Source organism: Cupriavidus sp. SW-Y-13, assembly GCF_009793345.1.
Lineage (GTDB): Bacteria > Pseudomonadota > Gammaproteobacteria > Burkholderiales > Burkholderiaceae > Cupriavidus.
Genome location: NZ_WHLX01000001.1, coordinates 3393796 through 3414008 on the forward strand (window position 1 = coordinate 3393796; position 20213 = coordinate 3414008).

The following is a 20213-nucleotide window of genomic DNA, read 5'->3' on the forward strand; positions in this document are numbered from 1 at the left end:
GTTGAAGCAGGAAAAGCCGCTGCGCGTGGTGTCAGCGCAACGCGAACGGCCATGCTAGCACAGGCCCGTGCCGAGGGGCTCCCGGAAATAGCGGGGAAAACCTCAGCCGCTCAGTGGCGCGGGTGGCATTCGCATGCGGCGCCTTCGGCCGCCTGCTGCAGGTTCTGCAGGATGCCGCACTCACTGGCCGGATGAGGATTCGGGTTCTCGCACGTATGGCGCAGTGCGCGCAACTGGGTTTCCAGTGCCTCCAGTGCCACGCGCTGGGCGTGGATCTGATCGATCTGACGGTCGAGCAACGTGTCGATATCGTCGCAGGCCAGCGACGGATTACGCTGGAAATCCCGCAGCCGCCGCACATCGGCCAGGCTCATTCCCAGCGAACGGCAGTGGCGCACGAAATTGAGTTGCACGAGGTGCGGATCGCCATAGCGGCGATACCCGTTGTCTTCGCGGGCAGGTGCGTCCAGCAGCCCTTCCCGCTCGTAGTACCGGATGGTTTCCACGTCACAGCCGCTGTGGCGCGACAGTTCGCCGATGCGCATATCCAGACCTCCATCCCTGTAGTTGTTACAGGGTTAGCCGCCAGTCTAGACCGGTTGCGCAGGCCGTGCAAAACCCGGACCGCGCGCATGGTCTCGCACCTGCCAATGCACGGGCCGCAGCATGTCAACAATGACATCGACACCGAGGGCGGGCTGCGCCGTGCCGCACATGAAGATATCCACCGCCGCGTAACCGTACTCCGGCCACGTATGGATGCTGATATGGGACTCCTTCAGCAGCAGTACCCCCGTCACGCCGAGACCGGGACCGAAGTGATGGAGCCGCGCATCCACCACCGTGGCGCCGGCCGCATGCGCCGCATCGCGCAGGACACGCTCGATGTGTACCGCATCGGTCAGCGCAGCCGCAAGTACGCCCTGCATGTCGAGCAGCAGGTGCTGGCCGAGCATGGGCGGGCAGATCAGTGTGGGCGCATTCATCGCGTATCGATCGCAGATTACTTGTGACCACCGCCGCCGGACGACCAGCCGCCGCCGGAACTGCCCCAGCTTCGGCTGCCCGATGACGATCCGCTCGTGGACCCTATCGTGTAGAACGTGACGCCGAACAGGATGATGATTCCGTAGACCAGAAACAGGAAACGCAAGTCAGCCCCTCTTTTTAATCGTCATCGTCATCCGCATCGGCATTGCCTCCGGACATGGAGGCAGCCACCCAGATCGGCGCCCACAGTAACAGCGTGCCGACAATCAGCGCGGCGAAGCTGGCCCGACCAAACAGCGCCAGCGGTCCATTCAGCAGCCACATGATGATGGCAACGCCCCAGGCCACCTTGCGGAAGTAAGCCAGGTCACCGGTCTGCGCGGCGGCGCGCGGTGTGTCCTTGCGTGATTTCGCGGCGGCCAGCGCCTTGTTGCCCTTGAACCATTCCGCCACCTGCGTGCGGCTGACCGTGGTGGAGCGCGTCCACACGATCTCGGTTTCCGAGGCTTCGCGCGTCAGTCGGCGCACCGGCGGACCGAACTCGGTCAGCATCGTGGCGTCGCCGGCCTGCACACGCCAGTTGAACGTGCCCGCTGCGTACAGCACCGTGCTGCGGTAGTGGAAGCCGCGCTCGTACTTCTGTCCGCCGAGCTTCACCGATGCCGGCAACGATGTGTCCGGCCATTCGTCGAGCACCTGCACGCGGTCCCAGCCCGCATCCTGCTCGACGAGCCAGATAAAGCCAGACTGTTCGTTGAACAGCAGGTACTCGATCCACGTGGACGATTCGTCTTCGTCATCGTCCACGCACTGCAGCAGGCCCAGCACCGTGTACGGTTTGCCGTCGATGGTGCCGACCTCGCCGGGCGTCAGGCTCGTCTGTAATGCCTCGATCTCGGCGTGTTTCTCCAGCACGATGGCGGTCGACGTGGTGCAGTCCACCTCGCTATGGCAACTCGGACACACCACGAAGTTCGCCACGCCCATGCGCCAGCTGATCGGGCTCCCGCAGTTGGGGCAGGACAGTGGTACGGCCTTGCCGCGATAGCGGTCGGCGGTACGGCCGATGGCATCGGCCTCACGCAGGAACTGGGCCTTCAATTGCGGCAACATCACCGCCTGGCCCGTGTACACGGCAGGCGGATAGCCATCCGCGTAGTCGAGCGTCAGGAATTTGTCGGCGACCCGGAAGTCCGCCACCTGGGCCGTCCATCCGGATGCCACCTGGAACGGCAGTTCGCCCTCGCCACCCGTGCAGCGTGCGGTGCGCACGTCGCTGGCCTCGAAACGATGGTTGCCATAGAACAGATGCGTGCCGGGACGCAGCGCATCGAAACGCGGCATTTTGCTGACCGATGCACGCTTCGCCTCGTCGTCCGGTACGCGTCGCGTGAGCATGTATTGGCCCGACGCATCGGCCAGCCAGCCGTCCGTACCATCGTCGAACAGCACGTACCACTCGTTCCACAGCCCCGCGTCATAGCGCAACTGGATGCGGCCCACCAGCGTGAAGCCCTGCCCCTGCCACGTACCGCTGGTGTGGATCTGCAGCGGCGTGTAGTCCTCCAGCACGGCGGACATCTTGCCGATGTCGCGCACCTGGTCGGCCTCGCGCAGCAAGGTGCTCTTGCAGTACTCGCAGACCGCCATGACGGCGGCGGACGAACGAAAGCTGACCTCCGCGCCGCAGCCCGGACAGTTGACCGTTTGCATGCAGGCTTAGCCGATCAGCTTCTTCAGGATCTCAGCCTTGGCCGTATCGAACTCCGCCTGCGAGATCAGGCTCTTGTCGAGCAACTCCTTGAGCTTCTGCAGGCGCGCGGCGGGATCATCGGCAGCGGGCGCAGCAGCCGATGCAGCAGCCACAGGCGGAACCGCAGGCGCGGGTACGCCGGGTGCGCCGGCCACACCGCCCACCAGGCCACCCGCCATCGCCTGGCCCATCACCGCACCGGCCGCGAGTCCAGCGCCAATGCCGGCGATACCACCTTCGTTCTGCGCCGCGAGCGGGATCGAGCTGGCCACCTGGTACTGCGTGTACTTGGCCATATCGCCCATCATGCCCATCGATATCCGCGTGTCGATGGCCTTCTGCAATTCCTCCGGCAGCGACACGTTGGTCACGGCGAAGTTGTCGAGCGCCACGCCGTAGCGCGCGAACTCTGGCACCAGTTTCTCGCGGATGGTCTGCGCCATCAGCGGCTGGTTGGCGGCCATGTCGAGGAACGGGATCGACGACGCGCCCAGCGTGCCGGTCATCGTCGCAATCAGCAGGTTGCGCAGTTGCTCCTCGACCTCGTCACGCGTGTACTCGGCGCGCGTGCCGCTGATCTCGGTGTAGAACAGCTTCGGATCGACGATCTTGTACGAGTACAGGCCGAACGCGCGCAGCCGCACCATACCGAAGTCCGCATCGCGGATCGTGATCGGCTGGGCCGTGCCCCACTTGCGACCGATCTGGAGCCGCGTGCTGAAGAAGTAGACGTCGGACTTGAAGGGCGACTCGAACAGCTTGTCCCAGTTCTTCAGGTACGTGAGCACCGGCAGCGTCTGGGTGGTCAGCTTGTACATGCCCGGCCCGAACACGTCCGCGATCTTGCCTTCGTTGACGAAGACCGCCATCTGGCTCTCGCGCACGGTCAGGCTGCCGCCGTACTGGATTTCCATGTCCTCCATCGGATGGCGCCACGCCAGCACGCCGTCTGTATCCTCCGTCCACTGGAGGATGTCGATGAACTGCTTCTTGATGAATGACCCGATGCTCATGGCTGCGCCTCGCTAAAGGGAAGGTTGCGGCGGTTCAGGACAGGCAGGCGGCGTTCAGCACGCCCACCGATACCGACATCGTGCCCATGAGCCCGCCCATGGCGATGTTGTTCGATTCGATGGCCGCGTCCATGTCGGGCAGCGCGCGGGCCAGCGCGGCATAGACCACGGCCTGCGCGAGCATCGCACCAAACGACCAGACCAGGAACATCAGGAACGTGTCGTTGTGCTGGATGCTCGATGACAGCGTGAAGCAGAATCCAAGCACGCTCCCACCCAGTGACAACGCCGCCGCGATGTTGCCCTGGCGGATCAGCGTGAACTCGTGGAACGGGGTGATCCTGGTGTAGACTCCGACGAACACTACCAGCAGCACAAGGCTTGCCAGCAGGTGCTCCGCGTAGGCGTAGATGGGTTGCATGTCCGGGTTGTCCGTATCGTGCTGCTGCCGCAGGAAGTTGCGGCAAAGTATATCCGCAGTCCCATTTCTTCCACTACCAATTCCGTGACAATCTGGGCGTGTGTTGCGCGCCCGCCGACCCCTTGCGACCGCCTTCCATGCGCGACCGTACCCTTGTCCTGTCGGTGTTGATCGTAGCCTCCTGCGGGCTGGGCTACGAACTGATCGCCGGCGCATTGTCCAGCTACTTGCTGGGCGATTCCATCCTCCAGTTCTCTTCCATCATAGGCTGCTACCTGTTCGCCATGGGCGTGGGGTCGTGGCTGTCGCGCTATGTGAAAGACGAGGATGTCCTCACGCGATTCATCGATATCGAGATCCTGGTCGGGCTACTTGGCGGCATCTCGGCGGCGCTGCTGTTCGTGGTGTTCGCGTGGCTGTCGGCACCGTTCCGCACCGCGCTCTATGCGCTGGTGTTCGTGATCGGCGTGCTGGTGGGCATGGAGATTCCGCTTGTCATGCGCATCCTCAACGCGCGCAAGGCACAGTTCAGCGATCTGGTCAGCCGCGTGCTCACGTTCGACTATCTCGGCGCGCTGGCGGTATCGCTCGTGTTCCCGCTGGTGCTGGCGCCCCGGCTCGGGCTGTCGCGCACGGGATTCCTGTTCGGCATGCTCAACGTGGGCGTGGCGCTGTTCACGCTGCATATCTTCCGCAACGAGATCTCGCGCGTGGTCATGCGGGCGATGCGCGCCGGCATCGTGCTGGCGGTGCTGACTGCCGGGTTCATTGGCTCCACACAACTGACGCAATGGGCCGAGCGCGGTCAGTTCGGCGATGAGATCATCCATAGCGAAAGCACGCCGTACCAGCGGCTGGTGATCACGCGCTGGAAGGACGACCTGCGCCTGTACATCAATGGCAATCTGCAGTTCTCCTCGCGCGATGAACACCGCTATCACGAAGCGCTGGTGCATCCGGTGCTACAGGCGCTGCCCTGGGCACGGCGCGTGCTGGTGATCGGTGGCGGCGACGGGCTGGCGATGCGCGAAATCCTCAAGTATCCGCATATCGAACATGCCACGCTGGTCGACCTCGATCCGGCGATGACCACGCTATTCTCGCGGAGCGAACCGCTGCGCGCGCTGAACCAGGACTCGCTCACCGACAAGCGCGTGACCATCGTCAACGCCGATGCCGCGCAGTGGCTGGAGACCAACCGCGAGAGTTTCGACGCGATCATCGTCGACCTGCCCGACCCGTCGAACTTCGGCCTCGGCAAGCTCTACTCCGTGCCGATGTATCGCCTGCTATCGCGCCATCTGGCCGAGAAGGGTTACGCGGTGGTGCAATCCACCTCGCCCTACTACGCCCCGCGCTCGTTCTGGGATATCGACGCCACGCTGCGCGAAGCCGGCCTGCATACCTGGCCGTATCACACCTATGTGCCGTCGTTCGGCGAGTGGGGCTTCATCCTGGCCGGCAAGCGCGACGACTACACGCCGCCCACGCGCTATGACGTGCCGATGAAGTTTCTCGATGCCGCCAGCACCGCGCTGATGTTCAGCTTCCCCGCCGATATGGCGCCGCGCCAGGGTAATGCCAACCGGCTCAACGAGCAGACGCTGGTCCACGATTTCGAGAAGGACTGGCGCAATGTCATTCGATAGCGTGACGCGCATCGCAGCATGGATCGACGACGTTTCCTGATCGCAGCATCCACGGCTGCATTGGCAGGTTGCGAGCGGCTCGGCGATGAAGCCTCGCGCTTCCTTGCGGGCGTGGGGCTGCGCGAACCCGAGCCGCTCGTGCTGCGTCCCGGCATGGCGGAAGGTCACGCGCTGCGCGACATGCGCAACATACGCGAATGGCCCGCGCCCGATGGCGAGCAACGCGTGGACGTGGCGATTCTCGGCAGTGGCATCGGTGGGGTGTCGGCAGCGTGGCAGTTGTCGCGCGCCGGCCATCGCAACTTCATCATGCTCGAAGGTCCCGAGTTCGGCGGCAATGCCGCAGGCGGGAGCTTTGGCGAGATCGGCTTTCCGCGCGGCGCGCACTACCTGCCGCTGCCGTCCGCTGAATCGACCCATGTGCGCGAGATGCTGGCCGACCTGGGCGTCATCGAGCGCGATCCCTTCGATGCGCGTCCGCGCTTTGACGAACGCTTTGTCGTCCATGCTCCCGAGGAACGTCTCTTCTTCGAAGGCGCATGGCACGATGGCCTGCTGCCCGATAGCGATACCTTCCACGATCAGCACACGCGTTTTCTCGCTCGCATCGATGCGTTGCGCACGACGACGGGCACAGATGGCCGCAAGGTGTTCGCGATCCCGCTAGCCGAGTCGTCGCGTGATCCTGCGTGGCGCGCACTCGATCGGCAGACCTTCCGGACATGGCTGGACGCCGAAGGTTTCACGGCACCTACGCTGCACTGGTATGCGGACTACTGCTGCCGCGATGACTACGGCGCGGGTTCGGACGTCGTGTCGGCCTGGGCGGGCCTGCACTACTTTGCGAGCCGGGGCGGCCATGCGAGCAATGCCACCGATGGCGCCGTGCTGACCTGGCCCGATGGGCTGCACGGACTTGTCACGCGGCTTGTGACGAAGATCGACCGCCGCGTGGGCCAGCAACGGCCCTGGCGACAACCGGGCATGGCCGTTCGCATCGAGCCGGATGGCAAAGGCGTGCGCGTGCTGACCGTGCAATGGCCGGATGGCATCACCCAGCCGCCGAGACTGCGCCACATCCGTGCGCGCCGCGTGATCTGCGCGATGCCGCTTCACGTGGCCGCACGCATCATGCCGCTGGGCCCGCTCGGCTTCGATCCCGCCGTGCATCTGCAGCATCACGCGCCGTGGCTGGTGTCATCGTTCCGCTTGCGCGGCTTTCCGCAGGAAGCGGCCGGCGTGCCTTTGGCGTGGGACAACGTCGTGCATGGATCGCGCGGGCTGGGCTATGTGGTGGCCACCCATCAATGGATCAGGCAGGCGCGCCCGGCGCAAACGGCTTTCACGGCGTATTGTCCGCTCGATGCTGCGGCAGGCGTACCGGCTGGTGCCGATCCCGATACCGTGCGCCGCTGGCTGGCCGACGCCTCGCCCGCAGCGCTGATGGAGATCGCCAGCGCCGATCTGCGCCAAGTCTATGGCCGCGAGTTCTGGCGTCATGCCGATGCCGCGGAGATCACCGCACGCGGTCACGCGATGGCCACGCCGGTGCCCGGTTTCCTTGCCAACCCCGGCCTTGCCGCGTTGCGTGCGGCGGATGGTCCGGTGCTGTTCGCGCATGCCGATCTGTCCGGGCTGTCGGTCTTCGAGGAAGCCGCGTGGTGGGGCACGCGGGCGGCACTTCATGTCGTCGGGTGATCGGTCGGATAGATAAGCCGCGTAGCTCGGGGCGCACCCTGCGCACCGGTTCGCCATCCTGTAGAATCGACAGCAACATTTTCTGTCTCCTGCGTCACCCGCCCCCGTGCAACCGCTTCGCTTCCTGTTGATGATCGTGCTGCTTGCCTTCCTGCCCCTGCAGGCATGGGCCGGCATTGGCATGTCGGCATCGGCCAGCGGCATCGACATGGTGCAACCCGCGCCGCTCGCGCAAGCGAACTTCGCGGTGGCGGCTGATCAGGCCGACCTCGCCGCGCCTCTTGCGCCCGATTCTTCCTATCCCTCGGATACCGCCGAACCGACGCCACTCGGCGCCGATTTTGCCGAGCAGTTGCTGCCCGCGCCCGTGCCGCGCGTGATGGCCTCTGCTGCACGCGGCACCGTGCCCCGCTACGCGGTGGCGCGATTGCCCGATCCCGACCTGCCTCTGCTGCCGCGCCCACCGCGCGGCTGACCCCGTTTCGCGCGGAGTCTCTTCCGCGCCCTTACGTTGCATGGCACGCTACCCGTGCCGTGCGCGCTTGCGGCCCCGCCGCGTCTTGTTATCCCCACACACATGAAACGAATATTCCTGTTCCTGGCGACCAACCTCGCCGTCATGCTCGTCCTCAGCTTCACGGCCAGCCTGCTGGGCGTGAACCGCTTCCTGACTTCCAACGGACTGAATCTCGGCACCCTGCTGGCGTTTGCCGCGCTGATGGGCTTCGGCGGCTCGTTCATCTCGCTGCTGATGTCCAAGACCATCGCCAAGTGGTCTACGGGTGCGCAGGTCATCACGCATCCGAGCACCAGCACCGAGCTGTGGCTTGTGCAGACCGTGCAGAAGCTCGCCACGCGCGCCAACCTGCCAATGCCTGAAGTGGCAATCTACGATGGCGAGCCCAACGCGTTTGCGACCGGCGCCTCGAAGAAGAACTCGCTCGTGGCGGTGTCCACCGGCCTGCTGCAATCGATGTCGCATGACGAGGTGGAAGCCGTGCTCGCGCACGAAGTGGCGCACATCGCCAATGGCGACATGGTCACGCTGACGCTGATCCAGGGCGTGGTGAACACGTTCGTGATCTTCATGGCACGCGTGGTCGGCTACTTCGTCGACTCGTGGCTGCGGCGCAACGACGAGGAATCGAGCGGCCCCGGCATCGGCTACATGATCACCGTCGTGGTCTGCGAGATCGTGTTCGGTATCCTCGCCAGCATCATCGTTGCCGCGTTCTCACGTCATCGTGAGTACCGCGCCGATGCAGGCGCTGCGCAACTGATGGGCTCGCCGTCGCCGATGGTGTCCGCACTGCGTCGCCTCGGTGGTCTCGATGCCGATGGCCTGCCGCAGAACATGCAGGCGATGGGCATCTCGGGCGGCAAGTCGTGGCTGGCGCTGTTCTCGAGCCACCCGCCGATTGAAGCGCGGATCGCGGCGTTGCAGTCCGCCCGCTGATTTCGCGTTGGTGTTCTCCCTTCTCCCGCTCTGCGGGAGAGGGGAGCAAACCGACAGGGAAGCAATTACCTCAATTAAAAACATCCTGCCGATATCTCCCCCGCTCCACCATCCCCGCCAACCACGCCGACGCTTCATCGGCCGCCATCCCGCCCTGCTCCCCCGCTATCTCGATCAGCACCTTGCGTACCGCAGGCGCCATGCGTCGGCCATCGCCGCAGACATAGATCGTTGCACCGGCCTGAGCGCGTTGCCACACATCGGCACGCCGTTCCCACAGCAGATCCTGCACATAGCGCGCAGCGCCATGCACTATCGAGTACGCCGTGTGAATTTCCACTACACCCGCTTCGGCCCATCGTGCGAAATCATCGCGATACAGCCAGTCATGCTCCGGGTGACGGCATCCGAAATACAACTGCACCGGCGCAACCGTTGCACCAGCCATCTGCTGCGCAGCGCGTTCTTCGATAAAGCCACGGAACGGCGCGATGCCAGTACCGGGTCCGATCAGCAGCATCGGCACTGACGGATCTGGCTGGGGTGCGAACGATGGATTCGGTGTGCGGATCGATGCGGCAATGCACGTACCGTTCGTCAGCCCTTGCAGCCATGTCGAGGCCACACCACGAAACTGTCCACGTCCCGACAGTGCCGGCGCCCACACCGTGCCCACGAGCAGCGTGGCGATATCGGGCGAAGCCAGCGGCGATGAGGCGATCGAATAGAAGCGCGGGCGCATCGGCACCGTGCAGGCCAGCAGTTGCGGCAATGTCAGCGAGATAGCCGGATGCGCGTCGAGTACATCGAGAATGCCGAGTCGGCGCGCAGCCACCTTTTCCGCATAGCCTTCGTCCGATGCGAGTTGTTCCAGCGACTGTCGCGTATGCGGACAGCGCGTGGCCTGCGCCAGTGCGCGCAGCGTCTGGCGCGACACCACATCCTGCAGTTCGATGAAATGCGTCAGCAACTGACGTAGCGGCAGCGCCTGCCCGACTGGCAATCCACGTCCACTCCCTTGCGGCGCAGACAGCGTGACGATGGCTTCGGGATCGAGGTCGAGCCGTTCGCATAGCGCGGTGACGAGTGCCGATTCGTTCTGCGGCCAGACAGCGAGGTGATCGCCCGTCTGATACGACACACCCGGCGGCAGTCGCAGCGTGATGCTGCGCGTGGAAGTACGTGGCGCTTCGATGGAGAAATCCCACAGTCCATCCGGTGCATCGATCAACTCGATGTTGTCGATCACCGTGAACGCCTGCGTCCCGGCAGGCAAAGTCTCCGCGCGAATCGCTGCGACGCTGCGCATCTGCACATCCACTGCGATGCCGCCAGCCTGTACACCATCGGCCTGCAATGCCTGCCACAGTTGCGCGAGCCACCGCTCGGCCGCCTGATCGAAATCGGCGTTGCCGTCGGCTTCTCCACGGCGCAACAGTGGCACTGCGCCAGCATCCGTGAAGAACTCGAACACGCGACGCGGAAACGCCTGATACGTGGCCCATTGCGAGTTACCGCAACCGAGCATCGCCAGCCGAATATCCTGCGCGCGATAGCCCGTCACGCCACCGGCATCGAGCATCGATTCGAACTTGCGCCCAGAGTCTGGCGCGCGGCCGTTGTACGTGGCGGCCACGACGACGACGAGTCCCGATGTCGGCAACGCATCCACCACATCGTCGAGATCGGCGAGCGTGCTGGCGAACCCTGCGGCGATCGCACCACCGTGAATCTGTTCGGCCAGTTCGCGCGCCGTGCCCAGGCTCGATGCACACAGCACGGTCATCGCCTGACCATTGCCACGCACCTCGGCCTGCGCCGTATCCGCGACGACAGACACGGCATGGCTCGTCACCATCCGTTCATGCGGACGACGACGGCGCACACGCAACACCAGGTTGTCGGGCTTGATCGTCAGCGTTTCCTTGATACGAAACTGGTAGTCGTAGGGATCGTGGAAGACGAAGTTGTGCAGCATCAGCGCCAGCGCCAACTTGGCTTCCGTCAGTGCAAACTGCCGGCCGATGCACGCGCGTTCGCCGCTGCCGAAAGGCATATAGGCGTGCGGCGGCAGCTTGGCTTCGTTCTCGGGCAGGAAGCGGTCGATATCGAATCGCTCGGGATGCGCCCACACTTTCGGATCGCGGTGCAGCGCCGTGAGCACCACCGAGATGCGTCGATCCTTGCGCAGCCGATAGCGCCCGCCGATGACCTCATCGGCAAACGGCGCCACCGCGAATGCCGGCGCAGTAGGCCACAGCCGCAGCGTCTCCTTGAGGATGCGATCGAGCACTGGCATGCGCGCGAGATCGGCATACACGGGCGGTGCATCACCGGGCAGCACCGCATCCACTTCGGCATAGGCTTGCGCGAGCACGCTGGGGTTGCGCATCAGTTCGTACAGCGTGAACGTCAGCAGACCGCTCGTCGTCTCATGCCCGGCGATCAGGAACGTGATGACCTGGTTGCGGATGTTGGCGTCGTCGAGCCGCTGGTCGGTCTCGGGATCGCGCGCTTCCAGCATCAGGTTCAGCAGGTCCATGCCCGGCATCGGTGCCGCGCGACGCTGGCGAATCACATCGTCCACGAGGTTGCGCATGTACGCGGTATCGGCAGCAAACTGGCGATGCGCGCGGCCCATGAATCGATCCTGGATCGGCAGCCTGGTCAGCTTCTGCATCGCCTCTTCCAGCGCGCCGACCATGGCCACGATAAACGGATCGAGTTGCTCGCTCGCGAACGACTCGAAGTCATAGCCGAAGCCGGACAACGCGATGGTATCGAGCGTGAGCCGCGTCATGTCATCGGCCACGGCGATATCGGCGTCAGTGCCCTTGCGATCCCATTTCTCCACGAGCCGATTCGCCACACGCAACATCACGTCGAAGTACCCCTTCATCGCGCGCTGGCTGAAGGCCGGCATCAGGATGCGATGCGCGCACCCCCAGTTCGGCTCGTCGCTGTGTGCGGTGAACAGGCCATCACCGGCCATGTCGCGCAGATAGGACAGCGGCGGGCCGATGATCTTGCGGAAGCGCGCCGGATCGCACACATCCGCCGCGAGTTCCACGGACGACACGAACGGTACACGCCGCCCCGCAAAGTCCAGTTCGAAGATGCCGTCGTGGTGCCGGCTGCGCGCCAGCAGATGCTGCCCGATCTCGCCGGGCGTGATCTGGAAGAGATTGCCGACGATGGGCCAGCCGGGATCGCGCGGAATGGGTGCCAGCGTGACGTCCGGTGCGGCAGTGGTGACAGATGACATGGGGCGGCAGATGAGAGTCAGGGTCGGTCATGAAACCGGAAACCCGAGCATGCCTGCCTATGGGCGCGTTGTCCCAGCCCTCTGTCGTCCGTTTGAAATATTTGTTCGATTCAAACTGTCGATATATGGGAGGTGGTAGGGCGGTGGTCGGGCGGTGGTCTCTAATCGATCACCTTCCCACGCAATGCCTTGACCTGTCCGCGCTGGACCTTGGCATCGACCCGGCGTACCCTCGAAGCACGCGTCGGCCGAGTGGCCCGACGAACGCGCGGTGGTGTGGCCACGCTCTGCACGAGTTCATGCAGCCGGCGCACCGCTTCCTCTCGGTTCATCTCAAGGCTCCGATGCTGCTGCGCCTTGATCACGATCACCCCATCGCGCGTGATGCGGTGGTCGTGCAGCGCCAGCAGACGCTCCTTGTGGTCCTCCGCCAGCGACGACGCGCGCACGTCGTAGCGCAGATGCACCGCATTGGACACCTTGTTGATGTTCTGCCCGCCCGCGCCTTGGGCGCGGATCGCGGTGATCTCGTACTCGTGATGGGAAATGAACAGGTCTTCGGCCATGCGACGCATCATAGCAATGCCGATGGCCGAAGTGGCGTGTCCCTCATCCGCCGGGCCTATGCGGGCCGTCCGTTGCCAAGCAGATGGAACTGGTCCACCACCGCATTGAGTTTTGATGCCTGGTCCTTCAGGCTCTCCGCCGCTGCGGCGCTTTCTTCCACGAGCGCCGCGTTCTGGCGCGTCATGCTGTCGATCTGCGCCACCGCCTCGCCCACTTGCCCCATGCCGGCGGCCTGCTGATCGGTGGCGCTGGAGATGCTGCGGATCAGGTCATTGACGCGTCGTGCCTTGGCCACGATATCGCCCATGCCGCCATGCGCCGTGGCTACCTGCTGCCGGCCCTGCGCCACGCGCGCGCTGCTTTCGCCAATCAACTCGCGGATCTGGCGCGCAGCCGTCGAAGTCCGATGCGCCAATTGCTGCACCTCGGTGGCTACCACGGCAAACCCGCGCCCGCTCTCGCCGGACCGCGCCGCTTCCACCGAAGCGTTGAGCGACAGGATGTGGGTCTGCAGCGCAATGCTGTCGATCAGCCCCGTGATTTCTGCGATGCGATCGGCGGATGCGGAAATGCCATCCATGGTCTCCACCACGCGCCCCACCGCCTCGCCGCCATCCACTACGGCATCCGAAGTCTCGCCTGCCAGTGAACTGGCCTCGCCCGCCGTCTGCGCGGCACTCTGCACCGCCGTGTGGATTTCCTGCATCGACGCCGAGGTCTGCTGCACATCCCACGCCTGCCGTTCGGTCCGCGTGCTCAGATCCATGCTGCCGCTGGCGATCTCCGATGCGGCGTCTTCCACGGACATCGCCGCGGTGCGGACCTCGATCATCGCGGCTCCCATCCGCGTGATGGCCGCCTTCAGCGCCAGCGCTGTCGTCACACTGACCGCCACGCTTTCCACATCCAGGGAGATCCGATCGCCGCCATCGACTTGCGCCACCAGCGCCGACAACTCGGCACCTTCCACCGCCGCGCGTCGCAACTGCAGCGCCAGCACGATCTCGATCGCGGTCTGCACCACCACATAGATGGCATGCATCGACACCCGCGCAAAATCAGCCTCGCCCGTGCAATAGAACGGATAGCTCAACGCCTGCAGCCGATCGAACACCACGTGGTGCACCGCAAACAGCGCCGCCGCAAACACCAGCGGACGCCAGTCGCGATAGACCAGCAGCAGCCCCAGCAGCACGAACACGCCAAAGTGAAACTCGGTCAGCCCATGCGACAACTGGATATGCAGCACGACCATGGCCACATTGGCCGCCACGAGCGCATACCCACTGAACCGCGTGCCGCGCGCCATGAGGTAAGTCAGAGACCCCAGCACCACCAGAGCCCCGCCAGCACCAATCGCCAGCGTCAATGCGTAGTAATGCACCCCAATCGCCAATGCCGCCGCACCCGAGCACAGCAGTGTCGACAACATGACAAGATCCGCCCAGCGAGCAATCCCGCCCAACGCGGCCTGCCGGGAGGTGAGCGATGGTTGCGATGCGAAAGATCCACCCCGCTCGGCACGCCCGGCAGGATATGCGACAGCAAACGTCATGATTTCCCCGTTCCTTCAGAGTTCTGATGGCGCTCGCTCCAGCCAGTCCATCCATCGCTGCGCTTGCGCTCGGGACGGTTAACGGGCGGAAATGAGGGAAGCTTGAGGGGTCAACGGCGCTGGCGTCGATCGAACTGGAGGACGACGCTGGGTCAGAACGACCTGGAGAAAACCTGGGGAATCAATCAGAAAAACCGTGGTGCGCCCGGCTGGGATCGAACCAGCAACCCCTGCCTTCGGAGGGCAGTACTCTATCCATTGAGCTACGGGCGCGATGTGTCTGGCTTGGCGTCGGACGGATGCCGGCGCCGGAAAGTCGCATAGGATACCCGACTTGGCAGTGGCCGTCCATGAGGGATGCGCCGATGGGTGTCGGGGGAGGGGTTATCACGGGTCTCTGAATCGCCGCTTTTGACACCTGCGCCAAGGTCTTGGGTCTATAATCGGCAGCTATTTGCGTCGTAACAGAGACGTAGCGGGGCAGGAGATGGCCCCGGGCGCGATAGCCGACAGATTCACCCCCGAAACAGGGTCCAGACAAGCAAGCCGCCCCCAACGAGCTGTGCAAACGGTTTCCCGCAAAATCGAGAGTTCTGTATGAGTGACGTCCATCAAGAAAACGACCACCACGAGTCGCCAATCAAGACACCCAAGCAACTAGTCGCTGTTGTGATCGCCGCCTTCCTGGTGCCGATCATCGTCATCATCCTGTTAGTGAATTTTGTGGGCCATGGCACCCTTGAGGGCGCTGGCTCGACCCAGACTGCGGAAGCGGTCAACACCCGCATTGCCCCGGTCGCGTCGCTGGAGATCAAGGACCCCAGCGCGCCGCGCGTCTTCAAGACGGGCGAACAGGTCTACAAGGAAGTCTGCGCAGCCTGCCACGCCACCGGCGCTGCTGGCGCACCGAAGTTCGGCGTGGCCGGCGACTGGACCGCGCGCATCGGGCAAGGCTTCGACGGCCTGATGAAGGCCGTGGTCAACGGCAAGGGCGCCATGCCTCCGCGTGCCGGTACGTCGCCGGACGATTTCAGCGACTACGAACTGGCTCGCGCGGTGGTCTACATGGCCGACGCTGGCGGCGCCAAGTTCCCGGAACCCGCCGCACCGGCTCAGGGCGCGCCCGCGCAAGCCGCCGCATCGGCTCCCGAAGCCCCTGCCGCCGCCGCACCTGCTCCCGCCGCACCTGCAGCAGCAGCCCCGGCCCCCGCTCCTGCCGCCGCTGCCGCTCCGGCTGCCCCGGCCGCAGCTTCGGCCGAAGTCGGCAAGAAGGTCTACGAGCAAGTCTGCGCGGCCTGCCATGCCGCCGGCGTCGCGGGTGCTCCCAAGTTCGGCGACAAGGCCGCCTGGGCGCCGCGACTCAAGGAAGGCATGGATGTCGTGCACAACTACGCGCTCAAAGGCAAGGGCATCATGCCGCCGAAGGGTGGTTATGCCGGCCCCGACGCAGACGTGATCGCCGCATCGGACTACATGGCGAACGCCGCCAAGTAACCCGGCGCAACGGCCAGGCAAAAAGCCCGCGAAGCAGTTCGCGGGCTTTTTTGTTTTCTGGTTTTTGCTGACGAGGACTCAGACCACGCGCGAATAGCGCTGGATCGGAACGGCCTTGGCATCGTTCGCAGCCAGCGCGGGTTGGGGTCGCCAGGCGTCCTGCCGCAGATACTGGTCGAACACCATGGCCACGCGGCGCACCAGCAGGCGGCCCAGTGTGGTGATGTCGATACGGTTCGGTGTGCGGCGCACCAGGTTGTCCACGGCCAGCCGGTCGAGTTCGGCCAACTCGTCCGCGAACTTCGTGGCGAAGTCGATATCGTGCTCGGCCTCGATTGCGGCAATGTCGAGCGTGCCGTTGCACATCAGCGCGCCGATGATCTTGCGGCGCAGATGGTCCTCGGCCGACGTCTCGAAGCCGCGCACGATCGGCAGGCGGCCCGCGTCCAGCGCGGCGTAGTAGTCGTCGGTGGTCCGGGCATTCTGCACGTAGTGCCCCGCCACCGCACCGATGGCCGACACACCGAGCCCAAGCTGGTCATAGCCCGCGTGCGTGGCGTAGCCCTGGAAATTGCGCTGCAGCCGCCCTTCCCGCTGGGCGACGGCGAGGTCATCTCCGGGCAACGCGAAATGGTCCATGCCGATATAGACATAGCCGGCAGCGGTCAGCCGTTCGATGGTCGACACGAGGATATCGAGCTTTTCGCCGGCTGGCGGCAGTGCATTTTGGTCAATGCGGCGTTGCGGTTTGAAGACATGTGGCAGATGCGCGTAGCTGTAAACGGACAGCCGGTCGGGGCGCAGCTCGAGGGTACGGTCGACCGTGGCGTTGAAGCGCGCGGTGGTCTGGTGTGGCAGCCCATAGATCAGGTCCATGCTGACAGACTGGAATCCCAACCGCCGCGCCGCCAGCACCACATCGCGCGTTTCCTCGAAAGACTGCACCCGATGGATGGCCTGCTGCACTTCGGGATCGAAATCTTGCACCCCAAGACTGATGCGGTTGAACCCCAGTTCCGCGAGCAGCGCCATGCGGTCGTCTGTCACACGGCGCGGATCGATTTCGATCGAGTGCTCGCCTTCGGGCAGCAGTTCGAAGTGTCGATGCAAGGCAGCCATCACGGCGCGCATTTCGGCAGGATCGAGGAAGGTCGGCGTACCGCCGCCCCAGTGCGATTGCATGACGCCGCGCCGTTCGCCGAGACGCGCGGCCACCATCGCCATCTCGCGCGCCAGGTAGTCCACGTAGCGCGCGCTGCGGCTGTGATCCTTCGTAATGATCTTGTTGCAACCGCAGTAGTAGCAGATGTTCTCGCAGAACGGGATGTGCAGATATAGCGACAACGGCGCCGGGGCATCGGCGCGGCAGGCGTCGAGCGCGCGCAGATAGCCGGCGTCACCCACTTCAGCATGGAAGCGGTCGGCAGTGGGATATGAGGTATAGCGGGGACCGTTACCGTCGATGCGACCGGCCAGGCTGCGGAAGTCGGCGAGCGCGCGACGATCGAAGGCAGTGCTGTTGGAATGACTGGTGGAGTTTGAGGCAGAGGTGGGGGCGGACATTTTCGAGTTCTCGGTAAAGGCACGGCTAACCGACCGATGCTATGCCCGCCAATCCCTATCAACTTTGACGCCAATCAAAACAACGGACCGGCTGCGCCGGCCACCCCCGAATAGGTGGGGACTTCTGTCGGGAAAAAGTCACGCAAGCGTCATCAACGGCCGATAGTCTCGGCCCCGGCCTCGATGTCTCGTGGCCCATCCCCCACTCTCATTTGCTCCCGCTGCCATGCGCCCAGCCTTGCCGCAGTCGATGTCGTCGCGCCCGCCCGAACCCGAACCAGCGATCACGGCCCGGCGTCGCACCTTACTCGCACTTGGCGCGTTGTCCACCGCAGCCCTGCTGCCCAATGCAATGGCGCAACCCGCCACACCCGTGGCAAGGCGCCAACTGGTGGTCGGGCATCTGGTCGATCGCATCGGACCGCAGGCCGATCTCGCGCGTGACTACCTGGCCGGGGCCAAGGTCCTGTTCGATGCGTTCAATGCCGCGGCGACGCCGGGCGCGCCACGCATCGTGCATGTCATCCGGGATGCCGATCCGAATCCGCGCCATGCCATCGCGCAAGCCGTGGCATTGGCCGATAACGAACGTGCGGACGTGCTGTTCGGCACAGGAGACGCCCTGTTGCCATCGCTGGCGAATGCCTCGGAACTGACGCGGCGCGGCGTGCAACTCGTTGCGCCGTTGTCCGGACTGGCCATGACCGCCGAGAACATCTGGTTCACACGTGCCGACTATCAGGCCGAGGTCGATGCCGCCGTGCGCCAGTTGCACAGTTACGGATTGCGCAACATCGCACTGGCCGTGTCGCCGGACTTCGCGGCCGGTGCCTTGGGCACCGGTACGCCGTGGCTGGCACGCCTGGAGAAGGACATCGCCACGCGCGCGGTGCCGCTGGGTAGCAACATCGAGGACAGCGCGCGCCGCATCGCCGCCGCACGTCCCGGCGCGGTGATCGTGGCGGGCGATACCCTCGCGTACGGCAGCCTTGGCCGCGCGCTCGCCGCGCAGAACTGGTTTGGCTTTCTGGTGGGATTGTCTGCGGTCAGCCCGTCATCCGCGCGCGAGATTCTGGGCGCTAGCTACGCCGGCGGCATGGTGGTAACGCAGATCGCGCCGGGGCCGCAGGAATCCACGCTGCGTGTGGTCAAGGAGCACGTCGCGCGCATGAAGCAGTATCTCGACGAGCCGCCCTCGCCTGCCACGCTCGCGGGATACATCGGCGCCGCGTGGCTGACGCGCGCCGCCACGGGTATGAAAGCACCGGGCCCGGCCGAGTTGCGACGCGCCTTGCAGGCACGTATCGACGTGGGCGACTTCACGCTCGATTTCACGCGCGGGCTGCGTGGCTCGCAATACGTGCAACTCGCGGCCATCGGCAAGAGCGGCCTGCCGCAGCGGGCCTGATTATTTCCCGCTGCGGCGTTATACGCGCGGCAGCGTGATGCTGACACGCAGGCCGCCTTCGGTCCGGTTCGACAACTTCAACTCGCCGCCGTGGCGGGTCACGATGTCGTGCGCGATCGACAGCCCCATGCCCACGCCGCCCGTGGCGCGGCTGCGTGACGATTCCACGCGATAGAACGGTTCGAGCACGCGCGACAACTCGGCGGGTGGAATGCCGGGACCGTTATCGCATACGTCGATCGTGACCCGTTCCGGACTATCGGCCAGCACGATATGCGCGGCGCCGCCATAGCGATGCGCATTCTCCACGAGGTTCACCACCGCGCGGCGCAGTTCTGCGGGATAGGCGAGCATCGGCGCGGCCTCGCCCGAGAGTCGCACGTCCTGCCCGATCTCCTGCGCATCGTCGACCACCGCCTGCACCAGCGCCTGCACATCCACGCGCTGACGTGGGCCCGTTGCACCATCGCGCTCGCGCAGGTAGTACAACGTGGCATCGATCAGCCCGTTCATCTCGGTCAGATCCTGACGCAAGCGATATCGCACGTCATTGCTTTCGATGCGTTCGATGCGCAGGCTCATGCGCGTCAGCGGCGTGCGCAAATCGTGCGACACCGCAGCCAGAAAGCGCGATTGCTGGGCCAGTTGCGTGCGGATGCGTTGCTGCATCAGGTTCAGCGCGCGCGTGGCATCGCGTGCTTCGGCGGGTCCGCGTTCTTCATCGAGCGGTGGCGCGTGGACATCCTGCGCCAGCCGATTCGCACCACTCGCCAGTTGCTGCACCGGTCGTGCCAGCAGCCGCGCCCCGACCCACGAAGCGATCAAAATCGCGGCGAGCTGGAACAGCAGGCCAAGATGCGGTGGCCAGATACCGCGGATGTGGAAACCCTGCGGCGGACCGGGCATGCGCTCGCCCGGCTTGGGTGTGCGGAATGCGTCCAGATGCAATGGCGGCCCATCGAAATCGAACGGCTCGTTGCCGCGTGGACCGCCGAAGCGGCCCCCGAAACCACCTTGCGGACCGGGCCCGAAATGGGGATCGAACGGCGGACCGAAACCCGGACCGTAATCGAGGAAGCCCGGACCACCCGGCGGCGCGAAGATGCCTTCGAGCGGATGCTTCGGCACGCCATCCGTCGTCAGCGTGCCATTGGCTTCCGCCTCGGCCACTGCGCGACGCATGCGCTCCATGTAGCGTTCGGAGCCGGGACGCGGGAACAGGCTCTCGATCACGGTGACGCCCAGCACATGCACGCCGAGCATGATCGCGGTCATCACGAAGAAGACCCGCAGGAACATCGAATCGAAACGACGACGACGCGCACGCGGCGGCGTGGCATCGCCGGCATTTGGCGGCGAGGTCGGGTCCACGGCCATGCTG

Annotated in this window: 17 protein-coding genes and 1 tRNA gene; 6 read left to right on the forward strand and 12 right to left on the reverse strand. The window is 64.9% G+C overall.

Features of this window, described 5'->3' with window-relative positions:
* Positions 1 to 110 precede the first annotated feature (110 nt).
* The 6 genes from GA566_RS15280 to GA566_RS15300 are packed head-to-tail and all read right to left on the reverse strand — an operon-like array spanning position 111 to position 4177.
* Positions 111 to 545, reverse strand: a complete 435-nt coding sequence (locus tag GA566_RS15280) for a Cd(II)/Pb(II)-responsive transcriptional regulator (RefSeq protein ID WP_137928437.1) — start codon at positions 543 to 545, stop codon at positions 111 to 113.
* A gap of 45 nt (positions 546 to 590) precedes the next feature.
* Positions 591 to 986: an adenosylmethionine decarboxylase gene (gene speD / locus GA566_RS15285; protein WP_137928436.1), complete on the reverse strand. Its 396-nt coding sequence runs from the start codon at positions 984 to 986 to the stop codon at positions 591 to 593.
* A gap of 17 nt (positions 987 to 1003) precedes the next feature.
* Positions 1004 to 1153, reverse strand: a complete 150-nt coding sequence (locus GA566_RS32910; protein ID WP_202126706.1) for a hypothetical protein — start codon at positions 1151 to 1153, stop codon at positions 1004 to 1006.
* 14 nt (positions 1154 to 1167) lie between these two features.
* Complete coding sequence (locus tag GA566_RS15290; protein ID WP_160473118.1) at positions 1168 to 2703, reverse strand: DUF4178 domain-containing protein; 1536 nt, start codon at positions 2701 to 2703, stop codon at positions 1168 to 1170.
* A 6-nt stretch (positions 2704 to 2709) separates the two neighbouring features.
* A complete protein-coding gene (locus tag GA566_RS15295; protein WP_137928434.1) occupies positions 2710 to 3756 on the reverse strand; it encodes an SPFH domain-containing protein in 1047 nt (348 codons plus the stop codon).
* 34 nt (positions 3757 to 3790) lie between these two features.
* Complete coding sequence (locus GA566_RS15300) at positions 3791 to 4177, reverse strand: DUF350 domain-containing protein (protein WP_137928433.1); 387 nt, start codon at positions 4175 to 4177, stop codon at positions 3791 to 3793.
* Positions 4178 to 4314: 137 nt separating this feature from the next.
* Here GA566_RS15300 and GA566_RS15305 point away from each other — a divergent pair, with 137 nt between their 5' ends.
* The 4 genes from GA566_RS15305 (at position 4315) to htpX (ending at position 8980) form a co-directional block, all read left to right on the forward strand.
* On the forward strand, positions 4315 to 5826 hold the full coding sequence (locus tag GA566_RS15305; protein WP_160473119.1) for a polyamine aminopropyltransferase: 1512 nt from the start codon (positions 4315 to 4317) through the stop codon (positions 5824 to 5826).
* An 18-nt stretch (positions 5827 to 5844) separates the two neighbouring features.
* Positions 5845 to 7524: an NAD(P)/FAD-dependent oxidoreductase gene (locus GA566_RS15310; protein ID WP_137928431.1), complete on the forward strand. Its 1680-nt coding sequence runs from the start codon at positions 5845 to 5847 to the stop codon at positions 7522 to 7524.
* Between the two features lie 106 nt (positions 7525 to 7630).
* Positions 7631 to 7999: a hypothetical protein gene (locus GA566_RS15315; protein WP_370459295.1), complete on the forward strand. Its 369-nt coding sequence runs from the start codon at positions 7631 to 7633 to the stop codon at positions 7997 to 7999.
* 102 nt (positions 8000 to 8101) lie between these two features.
* The gene (gene htpX, locus GA566_RS15320) at positions 8102 to 8980 is read left to right on the forward strand and encodes a protease HtpX (protein WP_137928430.1); all 879 of its coding nucleotides are present in this window, start codon (positions 8102 to 8104) and stop codon (positions 8978 to 8980) included.
* Positions 8981 to 9050: 70 nt separating this feature from the next.
* Here the strand turns inward: htpX and GA566_RS15325 are convergent, their stop codons facing one another.
* The 4 genes from GA566_RS15325 to GA566_RS15340 form a co-directional block, all read right to left on the reverse strand.
* The gene (locus GA566_RS15325) at positions 9051 to 12245 is read right to left on the reverse strand and encodes a bifunctional cytochrome P450/NADPH--P450 reductase (RefSeq protein WP_160473120.1); all 3195 of its coding nucleotides are present in this window, start codon (positions 12243 to 12245) and stop codon (positions 9051 to 9053) included.
* 161 nt (positions 12246 to 12406) lie between these two features.
* Complete coding sequence (arfB, locus tag GA566_RS15330) at positions 12407 to 12811, reverse strand: alternative ribosome rescue aminoacyl-tRNA hydrolase ArfB (protein WP_137927957.1); 405 nt, start codon at positions 12809 to 12811, stop codon at positions 12407 to 12409.
* Positions 12812 to 12867: 56 nt separating this feature from the next.
* Positions 12868 to 14244: a methyl-accepting chemotaxis protein gene (locus tag GA566_RS15335; RefSeq protein WP_160473121.1), complete on the reverse strand. Its 1377-nt coding sequence runs from the start codon at positions 14242 to 14244 to the stop codon at positions 12868 to 12870.
* Positions 14245 to 14564: 320 nt separating this feature from the next.
* Positions 14565 to 14640 (reverse strand) — tRNA-Arg (locus GA566_RS15340).
* 324 nt (positions 14641 to 14964) lie between these two features.
* Between GA566_RS15340 and GA566_RS15345 the strand changes: the two genes are divergently transcribed.
* Complete coding sequence (locus tag GA566_RS15345; protein ID WP_137927959.1) at positions 14965 to 15861, forward strand: cytochrome c5 family protein; 897 nt, start codon at positions 14965 to 14967, stop codon at positions 15859 to 15861.
* A gap of 78 nt (positions 15862 to 15939) precedes the next feature.
* Here GA566_RS15345 and hemN read toward each other — a convergent pair whose 3' ends face one another.
* On the reverse strand, positions 15940 to 17424 hold the full coding sequence (gene hemN / locus GA566_RS15350) for an oxygen-independent coproporphyrinogen III oxidase (protein ID WP_160473122.1): 1485 nt from the start codon (positions 17422 to 17424) through the stop codon (positions 15940 to 15942).
* 226 nt (positions 17425 to 17650) lie between these two features.
* Here hemN and GA566_RS15355 point away from each other — a divergent pair, with 226 nt between their 5' ends.
* Positions 17651 to 18832 carry an ABC transporter substrate-binding protein gene (locus tag GA566_RS15355; protein ID WP_160473123.1) on the forward strand — a complete coding sequence of 394 codons (1182 nt, stop codon included), beginning with the start codon at positions 17651 to 17653 and terminating at the stop codon, positions 18830 to 18832.
* Positions 18833 to 18850: 18 nt separating this feature from the next.
* On the opposite strand, the gene GA566_RS15360 is transcribed toward GA566_RS15355, so the two are convergent.
* The gene (locus GA566_RS15360) at positions 18851 to 20209 is read right to left on the reverse strand and encodes an ATP-binding protein (RefSeq protein ID WP_237380208.1); all 1359 of its coding nucleotides are present in this window, start codon (positions 20207 to 20209) and stop codon (positions 18851 to 18853) included.
* Between the last annotated feature and the right edge of the window lie 4 nt (positions 20210 to 20213).